19 protein-coding genes are annotated in these 16,744 nt (G+C 60.8%); 5 read left to right on the forward strand and 14 right to left on the reverse strand.

Going from position 1 to position 16,744, the window contains the following annotated elements:
* Positions 1 to 41: 41 nt before the first annotated feature.
* Both ACSQ3I_RS17605 and ACSQ3I_RS17610 read right to left on the reverse strand, forming a co-directional pair.
* A complete protein-coding gene (locus ACSQ3I_RS17605) occupies positions 42 to 803 on the reverse strand; it encodes a class II aldolase/adducin family protein (RefSeq protein WP_436001039.1) in 762 nt (253 codons plus the stop codon).
* Between the two features lie 4 nt (positions 804 to 807).
* A complete protein-coding gene (locus tag ACSQ3I_RS17610) occupies positions 808 to 2,061 on the reverse strand; it encodes a Zn-dependent hydrolase (protein WP_436001041.1) in 1,254 nt (417 codons plus the stop codon).
* A gap of 276 nt (positions 2,062 to 2,337) precedes the next feature.
* On the opposite strand from ACSQ3I_RS17610, the gene rutR reads away from it, so the two are divergent.
* On the forward strand, positions 2,338 to 3,036 hold the full coding sequence (gene rutR / locus ACSQ3I_RS17615) for an HTH-type transcriptional regulator RutR (protein ID WP_436001043.1): 699 nt from the start codon (positions 2,338 to 2,340) through the stop codon (positions 3,034 to 3,036).
* 117 nt (positions 3,037 to 3,153) lie between these two features.
* On the opposite strand, the gene ACSQ3I_RS17620 is transcribed toward rutR, so the two are convergent.
* Positions 3,154 to 4,194, reverse strand: a complete 1,041-nt coding sequence (locus tag ACSQ3I_RS17620; RefSeq protein ID WP_436001045.1) for a glutamine synthetase beta-grasp domain-containing protein — start codon at positions 4,192 to 4,194, stop codon at positions 3,154 to 3,156.
* A gap of 237 nt (positions 4,195 to 4,431) precedes the next feature.
* On the opposite strand from ACSQ3I_RS17620, the gene ACSQ3I_RS17625 reads away from it, so the two are divergent.
* Both ACSQ3I_RS17625 and ACSQ3I_RS17630 read left to right on the forward strand, forming a co-directional pair.
* Entirely contained in the window at positions 4,432 to 4,599 is a 168-nt protein-coding gene (locus tag ACSQ3I_RS17625; RefSeq protein WP_436001047.1) for a hypothetical protein, read from the forward strand.
* A gap of 58 nt (positions 4,600 to 4,657) precedes the next feature.
* Positions 4,658 to 4,849, forward strand: coding sequence for a DUF2735 domain-containing protein (locus tag ACSQ3I_RS17630; RefSeq protein WP_436001049.1), 192 nt, complete (start codon positions 4,658 to 4,660; stop codon positions 4,847 to 4,849).
* Positions 4,850 to 5,125: 276 nt separating this feature from the next.
* Here ACSQ3I_RS17630 and preA read toward each other — a convergent pair whose 3' ends face one another.
* The 4 genes from preA to ACSQ3I_RS17650 form a co-directional block, all read right to left on the reverse strand.
* Entirely contained in the window at positions 5,126 to 6,439 is a 1,314-nt protein-coding gene (gene preA / locus ACSQ3I_RS17635; RefSeq protein WP_436001050.1) for an NAD-dependent dihydropyrimidine dehydrogenase subunit PreA, read from the reverse strand.
* Positions 6,440 to 6,454: 15 nt separating this feature from the next.
* Positions 6,455 to 7,816, reverse strand: a complete 1,362-nt coding sequence (locus ACSQ3I_RS17640) for an NAD(P)-dependent oxidoreductase (protein ID WP_436001052.1) — start codon at positions 7,814 to 7,816, stop codon at positions 6,455 to 6,457.
* Positions 7,817 to 8,350: 534 nt separating this feature from the next.
* Positions 8,351 to 9,352 carry a sensor histidine kinase gene (locus ACSQ3I_RS17645; RefSeq protein ID WP_436001192.1) on the reverse strand — a complete coding sequence of 334 codons (1,002 nt, stop codon included), beginning with the start codon at positions 9,350 to 9,352 and terminating at the stop codon, positions 8,351 to 8,353.
* A 179-nt stretch (positions 9,353 to 9,531) separates the two neighbouring features.
* A complete protein-coding gene (locus ACSQ3I_RS17650; protein WP_436001054.1) occupies positions 9,532 to 10,326 on the reverse strand; it encodes a response regulator in 795 nt (264 codons plus the stop codon).
* Positions 10,327 to 10,608: 282 nt separating this feature from the next.
* Here ACSQ3I_RS17650 and ACSQ3I_RS17655 point away from each other — a divergent pair, with 282 nt between their 5' ends.
* Positions 10,609 to 10,815 (forward strand): NepR family anti-sigma factor, encoded by a 207-nt coding sequence (locus tag ACSQ3I_RS17655; protein ID WP_436001194.1) that lies wholly within the window; start codon positions 10,609 to 10,611, stop codon positions 10,813 to 10,815.
* Between the two features lie 8 nt (positions 10,816 to 10,823).
* Complete coding sequence (locus tag ACSQ3I_RS17660) at positions 10,824 to 11,378, forward strand: RNA polymerase sigma factor (protein ID WP_436001056.1); 555 nt, start codon at positions 10,824 to 10,826, stop codon at positions 11,376 to 11,378.
* 191 nt (positions 11,379 to 11,569) lie between these two features.
* Here ACSQ3I_RS17660 and ACSQ3I_RS17665 read toward each other — a convergent pair whose 3' ends face one another.
* The 7 genes from ACSQ3I_RS17665 to hemP form a co-directional block, all read right to left on the reverse strand.
* Entirely contained in the window at positions 11,570 to 11,977 is a 408-nt protein-coding gene (locus ACSQ3I_RS17665; RefSeq protein ID WP_436001058.1) for a hypothetical protein, read from the reverse strand.
* Between the two features lies 1 nt (position 11,978).
* Complete coding sequence (locus tag ACSQ3I_RS17670) at positions 11,979 to 12,326, reverse strand: DUF883 family protein (RefSeq protein WP_436001060.1); 348 nt, start codon at positions 12,324 to 12,326, stop codon at positions 11,979 to 11,981.
* A 191-nt stretch (positions 12,327 to 12,517) separates the two neighbouring features.
* Entirely contained in the window at positions 12,518 to 13,306 is a 789-nt protein-coding gene (locus ACSQ3I_RS17675) for a heme ABC transporter ATP-binding protein (RefSeq protein ID WP_436001061.1), read from the reverse strand.
* 10 nt (positions 13,307 to 13,316) lie between these two features.
* Positions 13,317 to 14,441, reverse strand: a complete 1,125-nt coding sequence (locus ACSQ3I_RS17680; RefSeq protein ID WP_436001063.1) for a FecCD family ABC transporter permease — start codon at positions 14,439 to 14,441, stop codon at positions 13,317 to 13,319.
* 1 nt (position 14,442) lies between these two features.
* Positions 14,443 to 15,342: a heme/hemin ABC transporter substrate-binding protein gene (locus tag ACSQ3I_RS17685; RefSeq protein ID WP_436001065.1), complete on the reverse strand. Its 900-nt coding sequence runs from the start codon at positions 15,340 to 15,342 to the stop codon at positions 14,443 to 14,445.
* Between the two features lie 10 nt (positions 15,343 to 15,352).
* Positions 15,353 to 16,408 (reverse strand): hemin-degrading factor, encoded by a 1,056-nt coding sequence (locus tag ACSQ3I_RS17690; RefSeq protein ID WP_436001067.1) that lies wholly within the window; start codon positions 16,406 to 16,408, stop codon positions 15,353 to 15,355.
* Between the two features lie 9 nt (positions 16,409 to 16,417).
* Entirely contained in the window at positions 16,418 to 16,600 is a 183-nt protein-coding gene (hemP, locus tag ACSQ3I_RS17695; RefSeq protein WP_436001069.1) for a hemin uptake protein HemP, read from the reverse strand.
* Between the last annotated feature and the right edge of the window lie 144 nt (positions 16,601 to 16,744).

Raw genomic sequence — 16,744 nt, forward strand, 5'->3', positions numbered from 1 at the left:
CCGTCACGCGCCTTATGGTGTTGTCCGCATGCCGTACCCCATCAATCCGCATAACTCGGGTCCTCGCGGTCGAGAATGCGTTTCATCTCGTCGAAATGGGCAAAGCTGGCGCCCTTGTAGGCATCCCATTCCGCAGCGGTCTGTTCGGCGATGTCGTCGGACATCACCGAAAGCGGCTGGCCGGTGGAATAGGCGAGCACCATGGTCTGGGCCGCACGCTCCAGGTAATAGATGTTGTCGAAGGCCTCCGCCACCGTGGGAGCCACGACGGTGACGCCGTGGTTGCCCATCATGACGGCGGAGTGATTGCCGATGGTGGCGGCGATGCGTTCACCTTCCGATTCCTCCGTGGCGATGCCGCCGAAGGAGAGGTCGATTGCCATGCGGTTGTAGAACCGCGCAGTGTTCTGGTCGATCGGCTTGATCGACGGGTCCTTGAGGCCGGCCAGCGCTGTCGCATAGGGCGGATGCAGGTGCAACGCGACGCGGGCGTGCGGCACATGCCGGTGGATCGCCGAATGGATCGACCAGGCGGACGGATCGGGCGCATCCGGACGCTTCATGATCTCCTTGTCGTCGGCGTCGAGCAGCAGCAGATCGCTTGCCCTGATCAGGCCGAAATGCCGCCAGCGCGGGTTGACGAGGAATTGCCTGCCATCGGCGGAAACCGCGGCGCTGAAATGATTGGCGACGGCCTCGTGCCAACCGGCACGGGCGGCGAGGCGGAAGGCGGCGGCGAGATCGATCCTGAGCTGCCTTTCGTCCGTCGCGTCTGATGCGGTGATCGTTGCTGCGACGTTCATGGCTTCACTCCACGATTTCGGCGGTTTCCAGGACGGCATGGAACAGCACGTCGGCACCCGCCGCCGCCCATTCCTTCGAAATTTCTTCTGCCTCGTTGTGCGACAGGCCGCCGACGCAGGGGCAGAAGATCATCGTTGCCGGCGCCACCTTGGCGGCCCAGCAGGCATCATGGCCGGCGCCGGAGATGACGTTCATGTGGCTGTAGCCGAGCCGTTCGGCGGCGTCGCGCACGGATGTCACCAGCTTCGGGTCGAAGGTCACGGGGTCGAAATGGCCGACGGCTTCCACCGCACAACCGACGCCGAGCGCCTCGCAGATCTTCGGCGCCTCCGCCTCGATTTTCGCCCGCATGCGGTCGAGCTTTTCCTGTTCGGGGGAGCGGATGTCGACGGTGAAGACCACCTTGCCCGGAAGCACGTTGCGGGAATTGGGCGAGAAGAACACCTGGCCGACGCCGCCGACGGCGCCCGGCTGTTCCGACATCGCCACGCCCTGGACCATTTCCAGGATGCGCGACATGGCAAGCCCGGCATTGACGCGCATGGCCATCGGCGTCGAGCCTGTATGGGCCTCGCGGCCGGTCAGCGTGAATTCCAGCCACCACAGGCCCTGGCCATGGGTGACGACGCCGATCTGCTTGTTTTCGGCTTCGAGGATCGGCCCCTGTTCGATGTGGTATTCGAAATAGGCGTGCATCTTGCGGGCGCCGACCTCCTCGTCGCCCAGCCAGCCGATGCGCTTCAGCTCGTCGCCGTAGGTCTTGCCTTCGGGGTCCTTGCGGCCATAGGCATAATCGAGATCGTGGATGCCGGCGAAGACGCCTGAGGCGAGCATGGCGGGGGCGAAGCGGGCGCCTTCCTCGTTGGCCCAGTTGGTGACGACGATCGGACGTTTGGTCTTGATGCCGAGGTCGTTCATGGTGTGCACCACTTCCAGCGCGCCGAGCACGCCGAGAACGCCGTCATACTTGCCGCCGGTCGGCTGGGTGTCGAGATGGCTGCCGACGTAAACGGGCAAGGCATCCGGATCGGTGCCCGGGCGGGTGGCGAACATGGTGCCCATCTTGTCGACGCCCATGCTCAGGCCGGCGGCATCGCACCATGACTTGAAGAGATCGCGCCCCTGCTTGTCCGCATCCGTCAGCGTCTGGCGATTGTTGCCGCCGGCGATGCCGGGGCCGATCTTCGCCATGTCCATGAGACTGTCCCAGAGGCGGTCGCCATTGATGCGCAAGTTCTCGCCAGGTGCTGCCACCATTTCTTAATCCTCACCAGTTCGCCGGCTGTTCCATCCGGTTTTTCACCCCGCCGCGGTGTTATTGTTCTTCCGTCGGCGGGATATCGTTGTTGCCTTTGTTCGGCATCTGTTGATAATTTGACCGATTGGTAAATTACAACTTCTCAAGCGGCACTCAAGACGGAAAAGTCGAAAAATAACGACAAAATAAAAGTCATTTGCCCAAAAGTAAGTCAATGGCGGGCAAAGAGTAAACTTGAGGAAAAGAGTTGAATTATAACGGGAATCGGAAACGCCATGGCGATACCCAGGGCCGCGAAGACACAGCGCCGGACGCGCATTCAGGAAGAGAAGGGCGAGCAGATTCTGGAGGCTGCCCTGGAGGTGTTTTCCCAGCATGGTTTTCGTGGCACGACCATCGATCAGATCGCCGAAGTGGCCGGCATGTCGAAGCCGAACCTGCTCTATTATTTCCGTACCAAGGAGGCGATGCACCGCGCCCTGATCGACCGGGTGCTGGATACCTGGCTCGATCCGCTCAGGGCTTTCGATGCCGAAGGCAATCCGGAATCCGAGATCCGCAGCTACATCAGGCGCAAGCTGGAGATGGCGCGGGATTTTCCGCGCGAAAGCCGGTTGTTCGCCAACGAGGTGCTGCAGGGCGCGCCGCATATCGAAGATGAGCTGAAGGGGCCACTCAAGTCGCTGGTGGATGAAAAGGCCGAGGTTATCCGCGCCTGGGCGCGGGCCGGCAAGATCGCCAAATGTGATCCCTACCACCTGATCTTCTCGATCTGGTCGACGACGCAGCATTATGCCGACTTCGACGTGCAGGTGCGGGCGGTTCTGGGGCAGAGCCTGTCGGGCGACGGACGGTTCGAGGATGCGGCGCGATTTCTGGAGCAGCTTTTTGTCGACGGGCTCATTTCGCCACGCCTCAGCCCGCCGGCAGAGGCCGAGGTGTCGAGCGAAGGGCAAACGGTGGTTGACGGCTGAAATGCAGCGTGCCCGCCGATGAGGCGCGCGCCGGAGCAGCGTGATGCTTAAAACCTGTTGGAAAAACTAATGGCGCCGGTCATGCCGGCGCCATCGTTGTCACTGTCGTTCTGGAAATCAGGCTGCTGCCGAAGCGCTGCCGGAGATCTCGACTTCCGAGATCGTCTTCAGAACCTGCGAAGCGATCTGGTAGGGGTCGCCCTGGGAGTTCGGGCGGCGATCTTCAAGGTAGCCCTTGTAGTCGTTCTTCACGAAGGAGTGCGGAACGCGGATCGAGGCGCCACGGTCGGCAACGCCGTAGGAAAACTTGTTCCACGGAGCCGTTTCGTGCTTGCCAGTCAGGCGCAGGTGGTTGTCCGGGCCGTAAACGTCGATATGTGCCTGCAGGTTCTTGTCGAACTGCGCCATCAGCGCTTCGAAGTAGGCCTTGCCGCCGACGGTACGCATGTATTCGGTCGAGAAGTTGCAGTGCATCCCCGAGCCGTTCCAGTCGGTGTCGCCGAGCGGCTTGCAATGGAATTCGATGTCGACGCCGTACTTTTCCGTCAGGCGGAGTAGCAGGTAGCGTGCCATCCAGACTTCGTCGGCAGCCTTCTTGGAGCCCTTGCCGAAAACCTGGAATTCCCACTGGCCCTTGGCCACTTCGGCGTTGATGCCTTCGTGGTTGATGCCGGCGGCGAGGCAGAGGTCGAGATGTTCTTCAACGATTTCGCGAGCGACGTCGCCGACGTTCTTGTAGCCGACGCCGGTGTAGTACGGACCCTGCGGAGCCGGGTAGCCCTGGTCCGGGAAGCCGAGCGGGCGACCGTTCTGGTAGAAGAAGTATTCCTGTTCGAAGCCGAACCATGCGCCTTCGTCATCCAGGATGGTGGCGCGGGCGTTCGACGGATGCGGCGTGACGCCATCGGGCATCATGACTTCGCACATGACGAGAACGCCATTGGTGCGGGCCGGATCGGGATAAAGCGCAACGGGCTTCAATACGCAGTCGGAGCTGCGGCCTTCGGCCTGCATGGTCGAAGAGCCGTCAAAGCCCCAGAGCGGAAGCTGTTCGAGCGTCGGGAAATCGGCGAATTCCTTGATCTGCGTCTTGCCGCGCAGGTTCGGAGTGGGGGTGTACCCGTCGAGCCAGATGTACTCGAGCTTATATTTTGTCATTTGCGAGTCTCTCATACGTGAAGGTGTGAGCAAATCCTCAAGTGAGCCAGATCGCTGAAAGCGAGGTCGACCAACACCGGACAGCATTACTGACGCATTTTGCGTGCCAGTTCGGAGGTTGCCGGTAAGAATCACGAAAGATTCACAAAGTGCATGTCGTTGTTTTCTTTTTACGACGCATTTTTTTAATTTTAGACTTTGCTGTTTTTCTTATTTTTTCGGAAAAATTGACGATTCATGATCGAGAATCCGCAAAACGGCTTCGTTTTTTTGGAAAAACTGACGAAAAAATCAGAAAATCAGGCAAAAAATCGAAAAATCAGGCCATTTTTGCAAAGTGCTATGGCAAAATCAGAGGAATGGGCATATATTGATAAAAAAGAGAGCAAGATGATTAAAATATAGGCAAATATAGATCGCTGCGTGATGATAGGATGTGCGGCGGTTTTGGAAAGGTGAAAAGATGGACACGGGTTTTCATCAGCAGACTGCCAAGATCTACCAATTCCCGCTGCGCGGTCGCCGGCGTTTCGATGACGTGCGTGCTGCCTTGATGAGCGATCTCGAAAAGTTCGAGACCGGCCCTGCGGTGATCGATACATGCTGGTATCACGACGAAGCCGTGCGCGACGGCGATCACGGCGCCAAGCGCTGAACATGACTGCATGATCCGGTTCGCCGGACGAAAAAGGGGAGCGTGTCGGCTCCCCTCAGCCTGTCAATCGTGATGGCTGTTTAAAACCTCGCGGCGGGTTGATGCCGTATCCCATACGTTTTTTATGATGCGGGACGCCCTATCCAGAGGGAGGGGCAGATTTCGCGTCGATGTCCTTTGGCGCTGTTGCCAAAAAAACAGGATGCCGGAGCATCCTGTCGAGACTGGAGGAGGAATTGCGGGCTGCGCGGCGGGAGCGCCGGCAGCCTCGTTTTGTTATTCCGCTGCCTGGCGCGCCATCGGATTGTTGGGGTGTGTCGTCCAGTTGGCATAGTTCGGATCGACGACCTTGCCGGTGCGCTGGTCCATCGTGCCGGGGTCGAGGCCGACCATGGTGATGCAGTTCTCGACCGGGCAGACGTTGACGCAGAGATTGCAGCCGACGCATTCGTCTTCCATCACCTCGAAGTGGCGCACACCGTCTACGAAGCTGGTGATCGCCTGGTGCGAGGTATCCTCGCAGGCGATGTGGCAGCGGCCGCACTTGATGCAGGCATCCTGGTCGATGCGCGCCTTGGCGATGTAGTTGAGGTTGAGATATTGCCAGTCGGTGACGTTCGGCACGGCGCGGCCGGTGATGTCGTCGAGATCGCGGTGGCCCTTGGCATCCATCCAGTCGGAAAGGCCGGAGATCATTTCCTGAACGATCTTGAAACCGTAGGTCATCGCCGCGGTGCAGACCTGGACGTTGCCGGCGCCGAGCACCAGGAATTCCGCCGCGTCGCGCCAGGTGGTGATGCCGCCAATGCCCGATATCGGCAGGCCGTGGGTTTCCGGATCGCGGGCGATCTCGGCCACCATGTTGAGCGCGATCGGTTTTACGGCCGGGCCGCAATAGCCGCCATGGGTGCCCTTGCCGCCGACCGTCGGGTTCGGCGCAAAATTGTCGAGGTCGACGGAAACGATCGAGTTGATGGTGTTGATCAGCGACACGGCGTCGGTGCCGCCCTGCTTGGCGGCGCGGGCCGGCTTGCGGATGTCGGTGATATTCGGCGTCAGCTTGGTGATGACGGGCATGCGGGTGTACTGCTTGCACCAGCGCACCACCATCTCGATATATTCCGGCACCTGGCCGACCGCTGCACCCATGCCGCGTTCGGACATGCCGTGCGGACAGCCGAAGTTGAGCTCGATGCCGTCGGCGCCGGTTTCTTCCACCAGCGGCAGGATGGCCTTCCAGCTCTCCTCCTCGCAGGGCACCATGATCGAGGCGATCAGCGCCCGGTCCGGCCAGTTCATCTTTACCTGCTTCATTTCGCGCAGGTTGGTGTAGAGGTCGCGGTCGGTGATCAGCTCGATGTTGTTCAAGCCGAGCAGCCGGCGGTCGGCGCCCCAGATGGCGCCGTAGCGTGGGCCGTTGACGTTGACGACCGGCGGGCCTTCTTCGCCCAAGGTCTTCCAGACGACGCCGCCCCAGCCGGCCTTGAAGGCGCGCTCGACGTTATACGCCTTGTCCGTCGGCGGCGCCGAGGCCAGCCAGAACGGGTTGGGGGACTTGATGCCGACAAAATTGTTTCTGAGATCAGCCATGGTTCATTCTCCCCTTCAAGCGACGGCAACGGCCGGCTGTGCGGCAGCGGCGAGCAGGCGATGGATCGATTCCGCGGCATCGCGGCCCTGGGCGACGGCCGAGACCGTCAGGTCTTCGCCGCCGAGCACGCAGTCACCGCCGGCCCAGACATTGTGTGCCGAGGTGCGGCCTTCCGCGTCGATGACGATGCGGCCGTTCTCCATGGCCAAGGCGCCAAGGCCGGAGGCCTCGAACGTCTGGCCGATCGCCTTGAGGATCTGGTCGGCGGCAATCACGCCGGTCTCGCCGGTGCCGGCGAGCTTGCCATCGGCGATCTCGGTATATTCCACCTCGATGCCGGCGACGCGGCCGTCCTTGGCGATGATCTTCTTCGGCGCCAGCCAGTGGCGGATGATGACGCCCTTGGAGCTTGCCAGGTCCTGCTCGAACTCCGAGGCGTTCATGTGCTCCTTGCCGCGGCGGTAGCAGATCGTCACTTCTTCGGCGCCGAGCAGCTTTGCCTGCACGGCGGCATCGATGGCGGTCATGCCGCCGCCGAGAACGACAACGCGGCGGCCGATGGCGATGTCGCTCTTGTCTTTCGCCTGCCGCAGTCCGGCGATGAAATCGACGGCGTCGCCGACGCCATCAAGGGTTTCGCCTTCGGTGCGCAGCGCGTTGACGCCTGCAAGGCCGATGCCGAGGAAAACGGCGTCGTACCTGGCGGCGAGATCGCCGAGACTGAAGTCGCGGCCGAGTTTTTGATCATGCCGGACTTCGATGCCGCCGATCGACAACACGTAGTCGACTTCGCGCTGGGCGAAATTGTCGACCGATTTGTAGGTGGCGATGCCGTATTCGTTAAGGCCGCCCGCCTTTTCGCGCGCATCCAGGATGACCACGGAATGGCCTTTGACGGCGAGGCGGTGAGCGGCTGCCAGTCCGGCCGGACCGGCGCCAACGATGGCGACCGTCTTACCGGTCGACGCGGCGCGCTGATAGAACTGCTTGTCCTCTTCCATGGCAATGTCGGTGGCATACCGCTGCAGCCGGCCGATCTCGACGGGGCGATGTTCGGCGGTGTTGCGCACGCAGGCCTGCTCGCACAGGGTTTCGGTGGGACAGACGCGGGCGCACATGCCGCCGAGAATGTTCTGGTCGAAGATCGTATGGGCAGCACCCAGCGGATTGCTGGTCGAGATCTGCCGGATGAAAAGCGGAATGTCGATCGAGGTCGGGCAGGCCGTCATGCACGGCGCGTCGTAGCAGAAGTAGCAGCGGTCGGAGGCAACCAGGGCCTCGTGATCGTCAAGGCGCGGATGGAGATCGGAGAAATTCTTGTCATACTCCGCCGGCGAAAGACGGCCAGCTTGTATCCCAGTTTCCAGTCGTCCCATTGAAGTTCCCTCTTTTAGTAAACGGCCAGTGGAAAGAAGGTATCGCAGGATATTTTATTTATCAAACGGTAAAATTTTGAGATGAGGCCCGGCTGGTCTGTGGCCGGTCAAGAAAATAACTTCCATTTTTTGTTCAAGTTTATCCTCGAATGCGGGTTGTGCGTCGCAACATTTTGACTATCTCTCTGATTTTTCCGTCTTCTTAAAATTATACTATAAAATTCATGTTTTAACGGTGGTGAGGCTGGACGCGGCGATGCGCCCGCGATTTCCCATGTCTCGCGCCAGCAGAAAAAATGGAAAATTTCGAATTTTTTCTTGGAGGCAGGAACCTTTTCGCCGGACGCACGTTTTTCCCGTATCCGGAGGTTATCGCATCGACCCCAATGCGCGCCCCAAAACGCTCCGGACCTCACTCACGGTTCCCCTCCCGGTGAGTGCAAAGACAGCCAGTGTTTCGCCCGAAGCGCTGGCTGTCTTTTATTTTGGGTTCTTCTTTATTTCCCGAGCGATTCCGACCCGGGGCCTCCTGTTTCAGGAGGCTTGGCCGATCAATTCGAATTCGGTATCGGGGATGGTCAGCCGATATTCGATGCGGTGCGGTTCCAATGTGAAGATCGACCGGCCGTTGACCGAAGAGGGGACGACCCTCTCCAGCACGGAGCGGCCAAAACTCTTGTCATCGAAATCGCTGTTCTGACGCCTGTTGGCGGTCAGTTCCGTCCATACCACTTCTATGGCGTCATGACCCTCGTAATTGAGCTGGCGACAATCGATGCTGATGGCGGTCGAGCCGGCGGCAATGGCGCCGTGCGTGGCGGAATTGACGATGAGTTCGTGCAGCGCCAGCCCCAGATGCACGGCGGCGTTGGGTGTCAGATGCGCATTGATCCCCTGGACGCGCAACGGCCGGGCGCGGTCCGGCCAATAGGGGGCAAACTGCTTTTCGGCAAGCTCGAACAGATATGCGCCGCGCCAGCTCGAATCCGTCACCAGATCCTGCGAGTTCGACAGGGATTGCAGCCGCCCGCGAAACTTGACGAGGAAATAATCGAGCGAAATCGTGTGCCGCGCCGTCTGCATCGCGATGCCCTGGATGATCGCCAGCAGGTTTTTCGAGCGGTGCGACAGTTCCCGCAGCAAGGATTTCAGCACGCGCTCGCGATGACGGCTGTCGGTGACATCAGAGATGATCGACAGCACGCCGATCCTGTCGCCGTCACGCGTCTGCTGCAGCTTCAGCTCGTAGATCTTGATGCCCTCGGGCGTCTTGCTTTCGATTTCGGTCGTTGTCGGTTCGCCGCTTTTCAGCACGGCAGCCTTGACCGAGAGCAGCCGGCGTCCGTCGTCCTCGCCGAAAAGCGCGCGGTCGTCCATGCCGATAAGGCCGGCTGAAACATCGAAATGTTCCGGCAGGTTTTCGGCGTAGCGGATGGCCAGCTCAGCATCCTGATGAATAAGGCCTATGCCCGCGCCGTAGAGGGCGCGTTCCAAGGTTACGGCTTTGCATTCGGTGGTGAATGTCGGGCCTGAAATTGATTGATTACTCACATAACAGCCTTTCCTCAGCCCCGCTTCGGCGTCAGGTGCGAAGCGGGAGCCGACAGCAGTCCGTAGTCGCCGGGTTGGGCAGAGCCGGCACACGCCGAAGTCCCACGTCGCGCGATCTGCGGGTGGAACGGCTCAAGCGCCCTGCCTCCGGCTGGAAGGCCGCTTTAAGCGGCCGCCCTTGTGCTTTCGTTAAAGAAGAGTGCCTGGCTGATCAAAGCCTTGACCATGTCCGGATTGAACGGCTTCGTCACGAGGAATGTCGGTTCCGGCCTTTCGCCGGTCAACAGCCGCTCGGGGAAAGCGGTTATGAAGATCACCGGAATGGAGCTGTTCTTGAGGATGTCGTTGACGGCGTCGATGCCCGAGCTGCCATCGGCCAGCTGAATATCGGCAAGCACCATGCGGGGATGCGTGGTGTTGTAGAGTTTGACGGCTTCGGCATGGGTTCGGGCGATGCCGGTCACGCGGTGGCCGAGGCTTTCCACCATCTGTTCGATGTCCATGGCGATCAGCGGCTCATCCTCGATGATCATGATGTCGGTCGCCACCTGCCGCGAAATCTCGTGGGACGCTTCGTCGAGCAGCAGGAAAACGTCCTTTTCGCTCATGCTCAGGATCTCGGCGATCTCGTCGACGCGGAAGTTCTCCACGGATGCGAGGAGGAAGGCCTGGCGTGCCGCCGGCGGCACCTTGGAGAGGTTGAGCGACGCCCGCTGTTCCCAGGCATAAGGCGAGACCGGCTCGGGGATGGAGACGACGGCGGAACCAAAAAGATCGGTATAGAGTTTATAAAGGGCCACCCGGTCGTCCGAAGACTGAGGAAAAATGCTGATGTCTGCAATGATCGCCTCGAGAACCGCGGCGACATAGGCATCACCAGAGGTCTGGGTGCCGGTCAGCGCACGGGAATAACGCCGCAAGTAAGGAATGTGCGGCGCAATTCGAGTGGAAAGTGTCATTGAAAAACTCCCAATTAAGTCGTCCCAACGCGGGTACCAATCACACGGTTAACGCAGCGTTTCGAAAAAAGTTCCGGTCGAGCCGGAACTTTTTTGCCGCCCCAAGCATTATATAGCCGATTGCCGGTTTAGGTGCTGTTCAAAATGACCATGGATCATGAAGTGAACCAACCGCCGCGAATTGACGCGCATCAGGACTCGGGGACACCGCAGTCGCTTTGGCGAATTCGGCATGTCGAGAGTAACGACCATTTAGCAACGCACAAGAGCGAACTATTGATGATGAACAACAAGAAAGAGGATCGGGAGATCCGCCGGAAAGAAAATGGCCATGCCGGCGATATCCTTGATCCGAACAACCAGATCGGAATCCGGCTCCGGTCTTTGTATTCAGCCGTACAGGAGGAGATTATACCCGACCGTTTTCTGGATTTGCTTGAAAAGCTGGACCAGGTGGAACGTCTGTCTTCTGAAAAAATTGGCAAGTGAGGTCTGTGATGACGGAATCGCAACCAAGCTTCAAAAGGGAGCTGCTCGCGTGCTTGCCGAGCCTTCGCGCCTTTGCCATCTCGCTGATCGGCCGGCATGATCGAGCAGACGATCTGGTTCAGGACACCATCATGAAGGCCTGGGCCAAGCAGGACCATTATCAGATGGGCACCAACATGAAGGCCTGGCTGTTCACGATCCTGCGCAACGAACTGTTCAGCCAGATGCGCAAGCATGGGCGTGAAATTCAGGACAGCGATGGCGCTTTCACCGACTCGATGGCAACCCATCCGTCGCAGTACGGGTTGATGGACCTGCAGGATTTCCGCCGGGCGCTTGAAAAGCTGCCGCCGGATCAGCGTGAGGCCATCGTGCTCGTCGGTGCCTCGGGCTTTTCTTATGAAGAGGCGGCCGAAATCTGCGGCTGTGCCGTCGGAACCATCAAGAGCCGTGTCAACCGTGCCCGCCTGAGATTGCAGGAATTGCTGCAGGTCAGTGGCGAAGGCGATTACGGGCCGGATGCGACCTCCGCGCCGCTGACGTCGAAGGCATTCGCCTTCTGATGTGAGTGTTTGCAAATCAGACAGACAGAAAAATAAGCGCGATTCGCGCTTATTTTTTTGCGATCGTGTCACCCGTTGCCAAAGGCACGTTCCTATCTTTCCGCTCGCGCAAACAAATAACCCCTCTCCACTTGCGAGAAGAGGGGCTGGTAGCCGAATGAAGGGCTGTCTCGGGCACGGAGCCAATGCGCTTATTTTTCGCCTCGGGGCTTGATGAGGTTCGATGCCACGATGCCGAAGGCAAGGGCAGCAGTCAGCAGCGGCTGCGACCGGATAATCGACAGGCTGGCCGCGATGGTTGATTCCAGGGCAAGCCGGCGCTCTCTTGCACGCCGTTCCTCGATCTTGTTGATGATGGCCATGACGACGAGGACGATCAGCCCGAGCACCAGCGTGCCGATGGCGATCGCCAGCGCGGCGAAGATCGGATCTCGGCGCAGCGAGAGCCACAAAGCCAGCGCAATCAGACCGAAGAGATAGGTTGTCAGGAAAAGAACGCTTGTAATGGCCAGAAGAATACCGTTGCGACGGGTGCGCGCAACGGTTCTCCGGACGTTCGATGCGGCAAGAGTGCCGAGAAGACCGATCAGTCCGTTCATGTCAGCGCCTTGCCAAGAGGGCAAAGAGCACGCCGACCGCTGCGGCAACGCCGATGGTGGCAAAGGGGTGCTGCTGGACCGTGCGACGGACTTCGTCTCCGCCACGCGCATACAGGTGGCGCATTTCCTGCAGCACATCCTCGCTGGAACTCAGGAGATCCTCGATTCCGGCTTCAGCCTGCTTGCGGACGTATTTTCCCTGCTTCTGCCCCTTCTCGCGGATCAGTTCCGTCAGGGACACCAGTTCTTCGCGCAGGGCTTCGACCTGCTCGTCGAGGGTTGCGCCGACATGTTCGAGAGTGCCGTTGCGCTTGCTGCCACGCATGGATTGGAGAATGGAAGGTGCCATTGTGTCGCTCCCTGTCAAACCTTGGTTGGAGCCGGGTTACCGGCAAATGATGCGCACACGAAATCCCGGCCACTGTAGTGCCTGTTTGCAGAATACGCACGGGTTAACGTGCACTGCAGTAAAGAGTTCCGGGACGGGAGCGGAAATGCGCGTCGGGGCGGGGCGTCGGCGATATCCGCCGTGCCCGGCGATCAGCGGTTGGCGCTATGGGCGAGGACGAAAGGTGTTCCGTCCGATGGAACCTGATTGACCCTGAGCGGGCAGCCGAACACCATTTCCAGTGTGTGATCGGTCAGGACGTCACGGATCGGACCTGCCGCGGCAAGCTGGCCTTTCTTGAGCAGGATCATCTGGTCGCAGAAAAGCGAGGTCAGGTTGAGATCGTGCATCACGGCGATGACGCCGCCGCCGCGGCGGCAGAAGTCGCGCGCCAGCCGCATGATCGTCAGCTGGTGGCTGACGTCGAGACTGGAGACCGGCTCGTCGAGCAGCAGCCAGCAAGGCTTGCCGTCGACGACCGGCTGCGGGATCTGGCAGAGCACGCGGGCCAGCTGGACGCGCTGCTGCTCGCCGCCGGACAGTTCCTGGTAGAAGCGGCCCTCGAAACCGATGAGATCGACGGCGGCCAGCGCGTCGGCAGCCAGCCGCATCGTCTCGGCGGTGTTGCCGGCGCGACCGGTGGTCAGCCCCATCGCGACGATTTCGCGCACGGTGAACGGGAAGGAGATGTTGCTTGCCTGCGGCAGCACGCCGCGCCGCTCGGCAAGCTGCCACGCGGCGAGGCTTGCGGTTTCGACGCCGTTGAGGCGCACCGCACCCTTGTGAGCGAGTTCGCCGGAGATCGCCTTGAGCGTCGTCGTCTTGCCGGAGCCGTTCGGGCCGGCGATGGCCGTCAGTTGGCCGGCGGGCGCGACGAAGGAGATGTCGCGCACGATCGGCTTGCCCGAAAGGCTGACGGAAAGGTTGGTAACCTCGATCATGAAAACTGTCTTACAGGCTGAGGCGCGAACGGTTTCGCAGCAGGATCCACAGGAAGAACGGACCGCCGACCGCCGAGGTGATGATGCCGATCGGCAGTTCCGCAGGCGCGACGAGCGTGCGAGCGATGACATCGGCAAACAGCAGCAGCGAACCGCCCAGCAGGGCCGCCGCCGGCAGCAGAAAACGGTGATCCGGTCCGATCACCAGCCGCAACAGGTGCGGCACGACGATGCCGACGAAACCGATGCCGCCGCTGACGGCCACCGACGCACCGGTCGACGCGGCGACGCTGACGATGGCGATGTTTTTCAGCTTCTGGACCGGAACGCCCATATGAAAGGCGGCGGCTTCGCCCAGCGTGATGGCATTGAGGCCGCGGGCAAGGAAAGGAACGACGGCGAGGCACAGCAGCATGATCGGTCCGGCCGCCAGGATCTTGGTCCAGGTGGCACCGGCAATCGAGCCCATGCTCCAGAAGGTGAGGTCGCGCAACTGCTTGTCGTCGGCCATGTAGATCAGCACGCCGGTCATCGCCATGGCGAGCGCGCCGAGCGCGATGCCGGCGAGCAGCATGGTGGCGACCGAGGTCTGGCCATTGCGGGTCGCGACCCGGTAGAGCACCAGTGTCGTCACTAGGCCGCCGAGGAAGGCTGCGGCCGGCAGGGCGAAGATGCCGAGCGCCTGATAGATGGGGGCTGCGACCGTTCCGCCCAGCACGATCATCGAGACAGCGCCGAGGCTTGCGCCGGAAGAGACGCCGACGAGGCCGGGATCGGCCAGCGGGTTGCGGAACAGGCCCTGCATCACGGCGCCGGAAACCGCCAGCGAGCCGCCGATGATGAAGCCGAGAATGGCGCGCGGCAGGCGGATATCGAAGACGATGATCCGGTCACGGGCACTCATCGCCGATTCACTGGCCTGTCCGCCGAGGAGTTCGCGGACGACGTCGAAGGCCGAGGCGTCCGATGCGCCCGTCGTCATCGAGAACAGGATGGAGAGACATGACCCCACGACCAGCGCGGCGATGACCAGCACGGCCAGTTGCGAACGGTCGCCGGCGCGGTATTGTGCCTGCAGCCTGCCGACATAACCGGCCAGGCGGCCTTCGGTGTGCGCTGTATCGTGGATGAACATATTAGCCCCCGTAGACGGACTTGGTCAACGCGCGGACGGCGCTTGCCGTGCGCGGGCCGAAACCGAGCATGTGCAGGCCATCCATGCGGATGATGGCCTTGTTCTGGGCGGCGGGCGTCAGCCCGAGTGCCGGATGGGCGATGATTTCCTGGACGCCGGCATCGTGATTGCCGCCACGCTCCATCATCAGGATGACGTCAGGTTTGGCTTCGATGATCGCCTCGTCGGTCAGCGGCTTGTAGCCGGGGAAGGTGCCGACGGCGTTGACCAGGCCGGACAGCTTCAGGATGCCGTCGGCGGCCGTGCCGGTGCCGGAGGCCATGACCCGGCCGTTCTGCATGCTGAGGATGAAGATCACCCGCTTGCGCTCGCTTTCCGGCCGCTTTGCAGCTTCGGCGATGGCCGCGTCGAGGTCGGCCGCGACGCTTTCCTCAAGCTTCTTGGCCTTGTCTTCGACATTCAGGAAGGCGCCGACGGCATCGATCTTCTTCAGGATGCCGTCGCGGTCGAAGGTTTCCGGCACCGTCGCGAAAGGCACGCTGGCGCTTTTCAAGACGCTCAGCGCTTCCGGCGGGCCGGAGCCTTCAATGGCGATGATCGCCGACGGATTGACGGCGAGAACACCTTCAGGCGAAAGCGCACGCATGTAGCCGACATCGGGAAGCTTGGTTACCGCTTCCGGGTACAGGCTGGTCGAATCGCGCGCCACCAGCCGGCCTTCCTCACCGAGAGCATAGATGATCTCGGTCACGGCGCCGCCGATGGATACCAGCCGCGACGTATCGGCCGGCTTGGCATCCTCGGCTTTCGCCGGTGCTGTAAAGGGAAGGGCCAGCACGACACCGGCCAGCACCAGGTGCCGGAGTGTCGTGCGTCGGGCTGTCTTGAAGGGTCTCGTCATTGTGCCGTCCTCAGGCTGCTACGCTTGCATCCGCACGCGGCAGATTTTCGACGAGCGAGCGCCATGCTTCGCGTTCGCCGGAACCTTCCTGCCGCTTGCCGAAGAATTGAATGATCAGCTCGCCCTTGGCATTAAATGCCTCGACCGAGGTGACGGTACCGTCGGAGGTCGGCTTGCGCACGGCCCATGCTTCGGCGATGTGGTCCTGGCGCAGGTGCAGGTGGAAGCTCGGATCGAGCACGTTGATCCACGGGCCCATGGCCTGGATATTGGACACCGGGCCACCATGGATCTGCACCATGCCGCGATTGGCAACGAACACCATGATCGGCAGGCCCTCGGTGGCGGCTGCGCCGTTCAGCATCTCGGTGACGGCACCCGGTGCCAGCTGCCAGGCGTAATCGTCGCCGACGATGCGCACGGCGGTCTGGCGGGCGATCTTCAGCTTTTTCAGCATGCCGAAGAACTGGTGGGTGTCGGTCATCTGGCTCCAGTGCTCGCGCAAGGTTTCCGAGGTGACATCAGGATCGAAATCATCGTTGCTGGTGATCTCTTCGGCGACGAATTCCTGCGACTGGTCCTCGATGCGGAAATCGGCGACGATGACGCGGTAGGCGTCGACGTCAGAGGCAGGGCGCAGGTGCAGCTTGAACACCGCGTCGCCCGCCTTGTCGAAATATTGCAGGCTGAGACGTTCCTGCTCGCCATCCTTCTTCGTCACGGCAAATCCATAGGCCCAGACCTTGTTGAAGATGCGCATGTCCATGTTTTCGCCGAGCGTCAGCGACACCATCTCGGAAATCTTGATGGTTTCGAACACGCCGATCTTTTCGTGCACGGCGCTTTCATTGCGGGTCAGGGCCATGACTTCGCCGAGTTCCTTGACGCGCTCCAGAAGCCGGTTCGGGCTGGCATCGATGCGGGTCACGGTCAGGCCGGTTTCGGCGGCGACAAGTGCCGCCTCCGAAATACAGAGATTGGCGGCCAGGTCACGCTCGCGCAGCTTGGGATTTTCCGCACGGTAAGCGCGAATTTCGGCGGGGGTCGGTTTTTTGCTCTCGGTCATGTCGAATGCCTATTTGTTGAGGATAAGTTTGCCCTGACGGGTAATTTTCATACGGTAGATCGTGCCTTCGTGGCGGATGATCACCTCGCTCTCGCCACCGAACAGGTCAGCGGTGTCGATCACCCGCGTGCCGGTTTCAGGCGGGCGGGGGGAGGTCCGATCGGTCAATTTGTCAAGTTTATCAGTGATCATCTCGCATCGGCAATATTGTCTGGCGGAGAGGTCGGTCGCCTCCCCCTCGTGTGATTTATCTTGACTCTCATAATCAAGCTTAACTAAGGAGGCAATAGCGGATGAAAACTGTCAACTTTGAAATTGCAATTTTCGGCCGATGAT

The sequence above is a fragment of the Rhizobium sp. LjRoot30 genome (genome assembly GCF_964253915.1).
Lineage (GTDB): Bacteria > Pseudomonadota > Alphaproteobacteria > Rhizobiales > Rhizobiaceae > Metarhizobium.

What these genes read in the sequence shown, in the direction of transcription:
- preA (WP_436001050.1), bottom strand. Translation starts at nt 6,439, where the DNA reads ATGGCTGATCTCAGAAACAATTTTGTCGGCATCAAGTCCCCCAACCCG.
- hemP (WP_436001069.1), bottom strand. Translation starts at nt 16,600, where the DNA reads ATGATCACTGATAAACTTGACAAATTGACCGATCGGACCTCCCCCCGC.
- ACSQ3I_RS17670 (WP_436001060.1), bottom strand. Translation starts at nt 12,326, where the DNA reads ATGGCACCTTCCATTCTCCAATCCATGCGTGGCAGCAAGCGCAACGGC.
- ACSQ3I_RS17625 (WP_436001047.1), top strand. Translation starts at nt 4,432, where the DNA reads ATGATCGAGAATCCGCAAAACGGCTTCGTTTTTTTGGAAAAACTGACG.
- ACSQ3I_RS17640 (WP_436001052.1), bottom strand. Translation starts at nt 7,816, where the DNA reads ATGGGACGACTGGAAACTGGGATACAAGCTGGCCGTCTTTCGCCGGCG.
- ACSQ3I_RS17690 (WP_436001067.1), bottom strand. Translation starts at nt 16,408, where the DNA reads ATGACCGAGAGCAAAAAACCGACCCCCGCCGAAATTCGCGCTTACCGT.
- ACSQ3I_RS17665 (WP_436001058.1), bottom strand. Translation starts at nt 11,977, where the DNA reads ATGAACGGACTGATCGGTCTTCTCGGCACTCTTGCCGCATCGAACGTC.
- ACSQ3I_RS17685 (WP_436001065.1), bottom strand. Translation starts at nt 15,342, where the DNA reads ATGACGAGACCCTTCAAGACAGCCCGACGCACGACACTCCGGCACCTG.
- ACSQ3I_RS17680 (WP_436001063.1), bottom strand. Translation starts at nt 14,441, where the DNA reads ATGTTCATCCACGATACAGCGCACACCGAAGGCCGCCTGGCCGGTTAT.
- ACSQ3I_RS17650 (WP_436001054.1), bottom strand. Translation starts at nt 10,326, where the DNA reads ATGACACTTTCCACTCGAATTGCGCCGCACATTCCTTACTTGCGGCGT.
- ACSQ3I_RS17655 (WP_436001194.1), top strand. Translation starts at nt 10,609, where the DNA reads ATGAACAACAAGAAAGAGGATCGGGAGATCCGCCGGAAAGAAAATGGC.
- ACSQ3I_RS17610 (WP_436001041.1), bottom strand. Translation starts at nt 2,061, where the DNA reads ATGGTGGCAGCACCTGGCGAGAACTTGCGCATCAATGGCGACCGCCTC.
- ACSQ3I_RS17630 (WP_436001049.1), top strand. Translation starts at nt 4,658, where the DNA reads ATGGACACGGGTTTTCATCAGCAGACTGCCAAGATCTACCAATTCCCG.
- ACSQ3I_RS17660 (WP_436001056.1), top strand. Translation starts at nt 10,824, where the DNA reads ATGACGGAATCGCAACCAAGCTTCAAAAGGGAGCTGCTCGCGTGCTTG.
- ACSQ3I_RS17620 (WP_436001045.1), bottom strand. Translation starts at nt 4,194, where the DNA reads ATGACAAAATATAAGCTCGAGTACATCTGGCTCGACGGGTACACCCCC.
- rutR (WP_436001043.1), top strand. Translation starts at nt 2,338, where the DNA reads ATGGCGATACCCAGGGCCGCGAAGACACAGCGCCGGACGCGCATTCAG.
- ACSQ3I_RS17675 (WP_436001061.1), bottom strand. Translation starts at nt 13,306, where the DNA reads ATGATCGAGGTTACCAACCTTTCCGTCAGCCTTTCGGGCAAGCCGATC.
- ACSQ3I_RS17605 (WP_436001039.1), bottom strand. Translation starts at nt 803, where the DNA reads ATGAACGTCGCAGCAACGATCACCGCATCAGACGCGACGGACGAAAGG.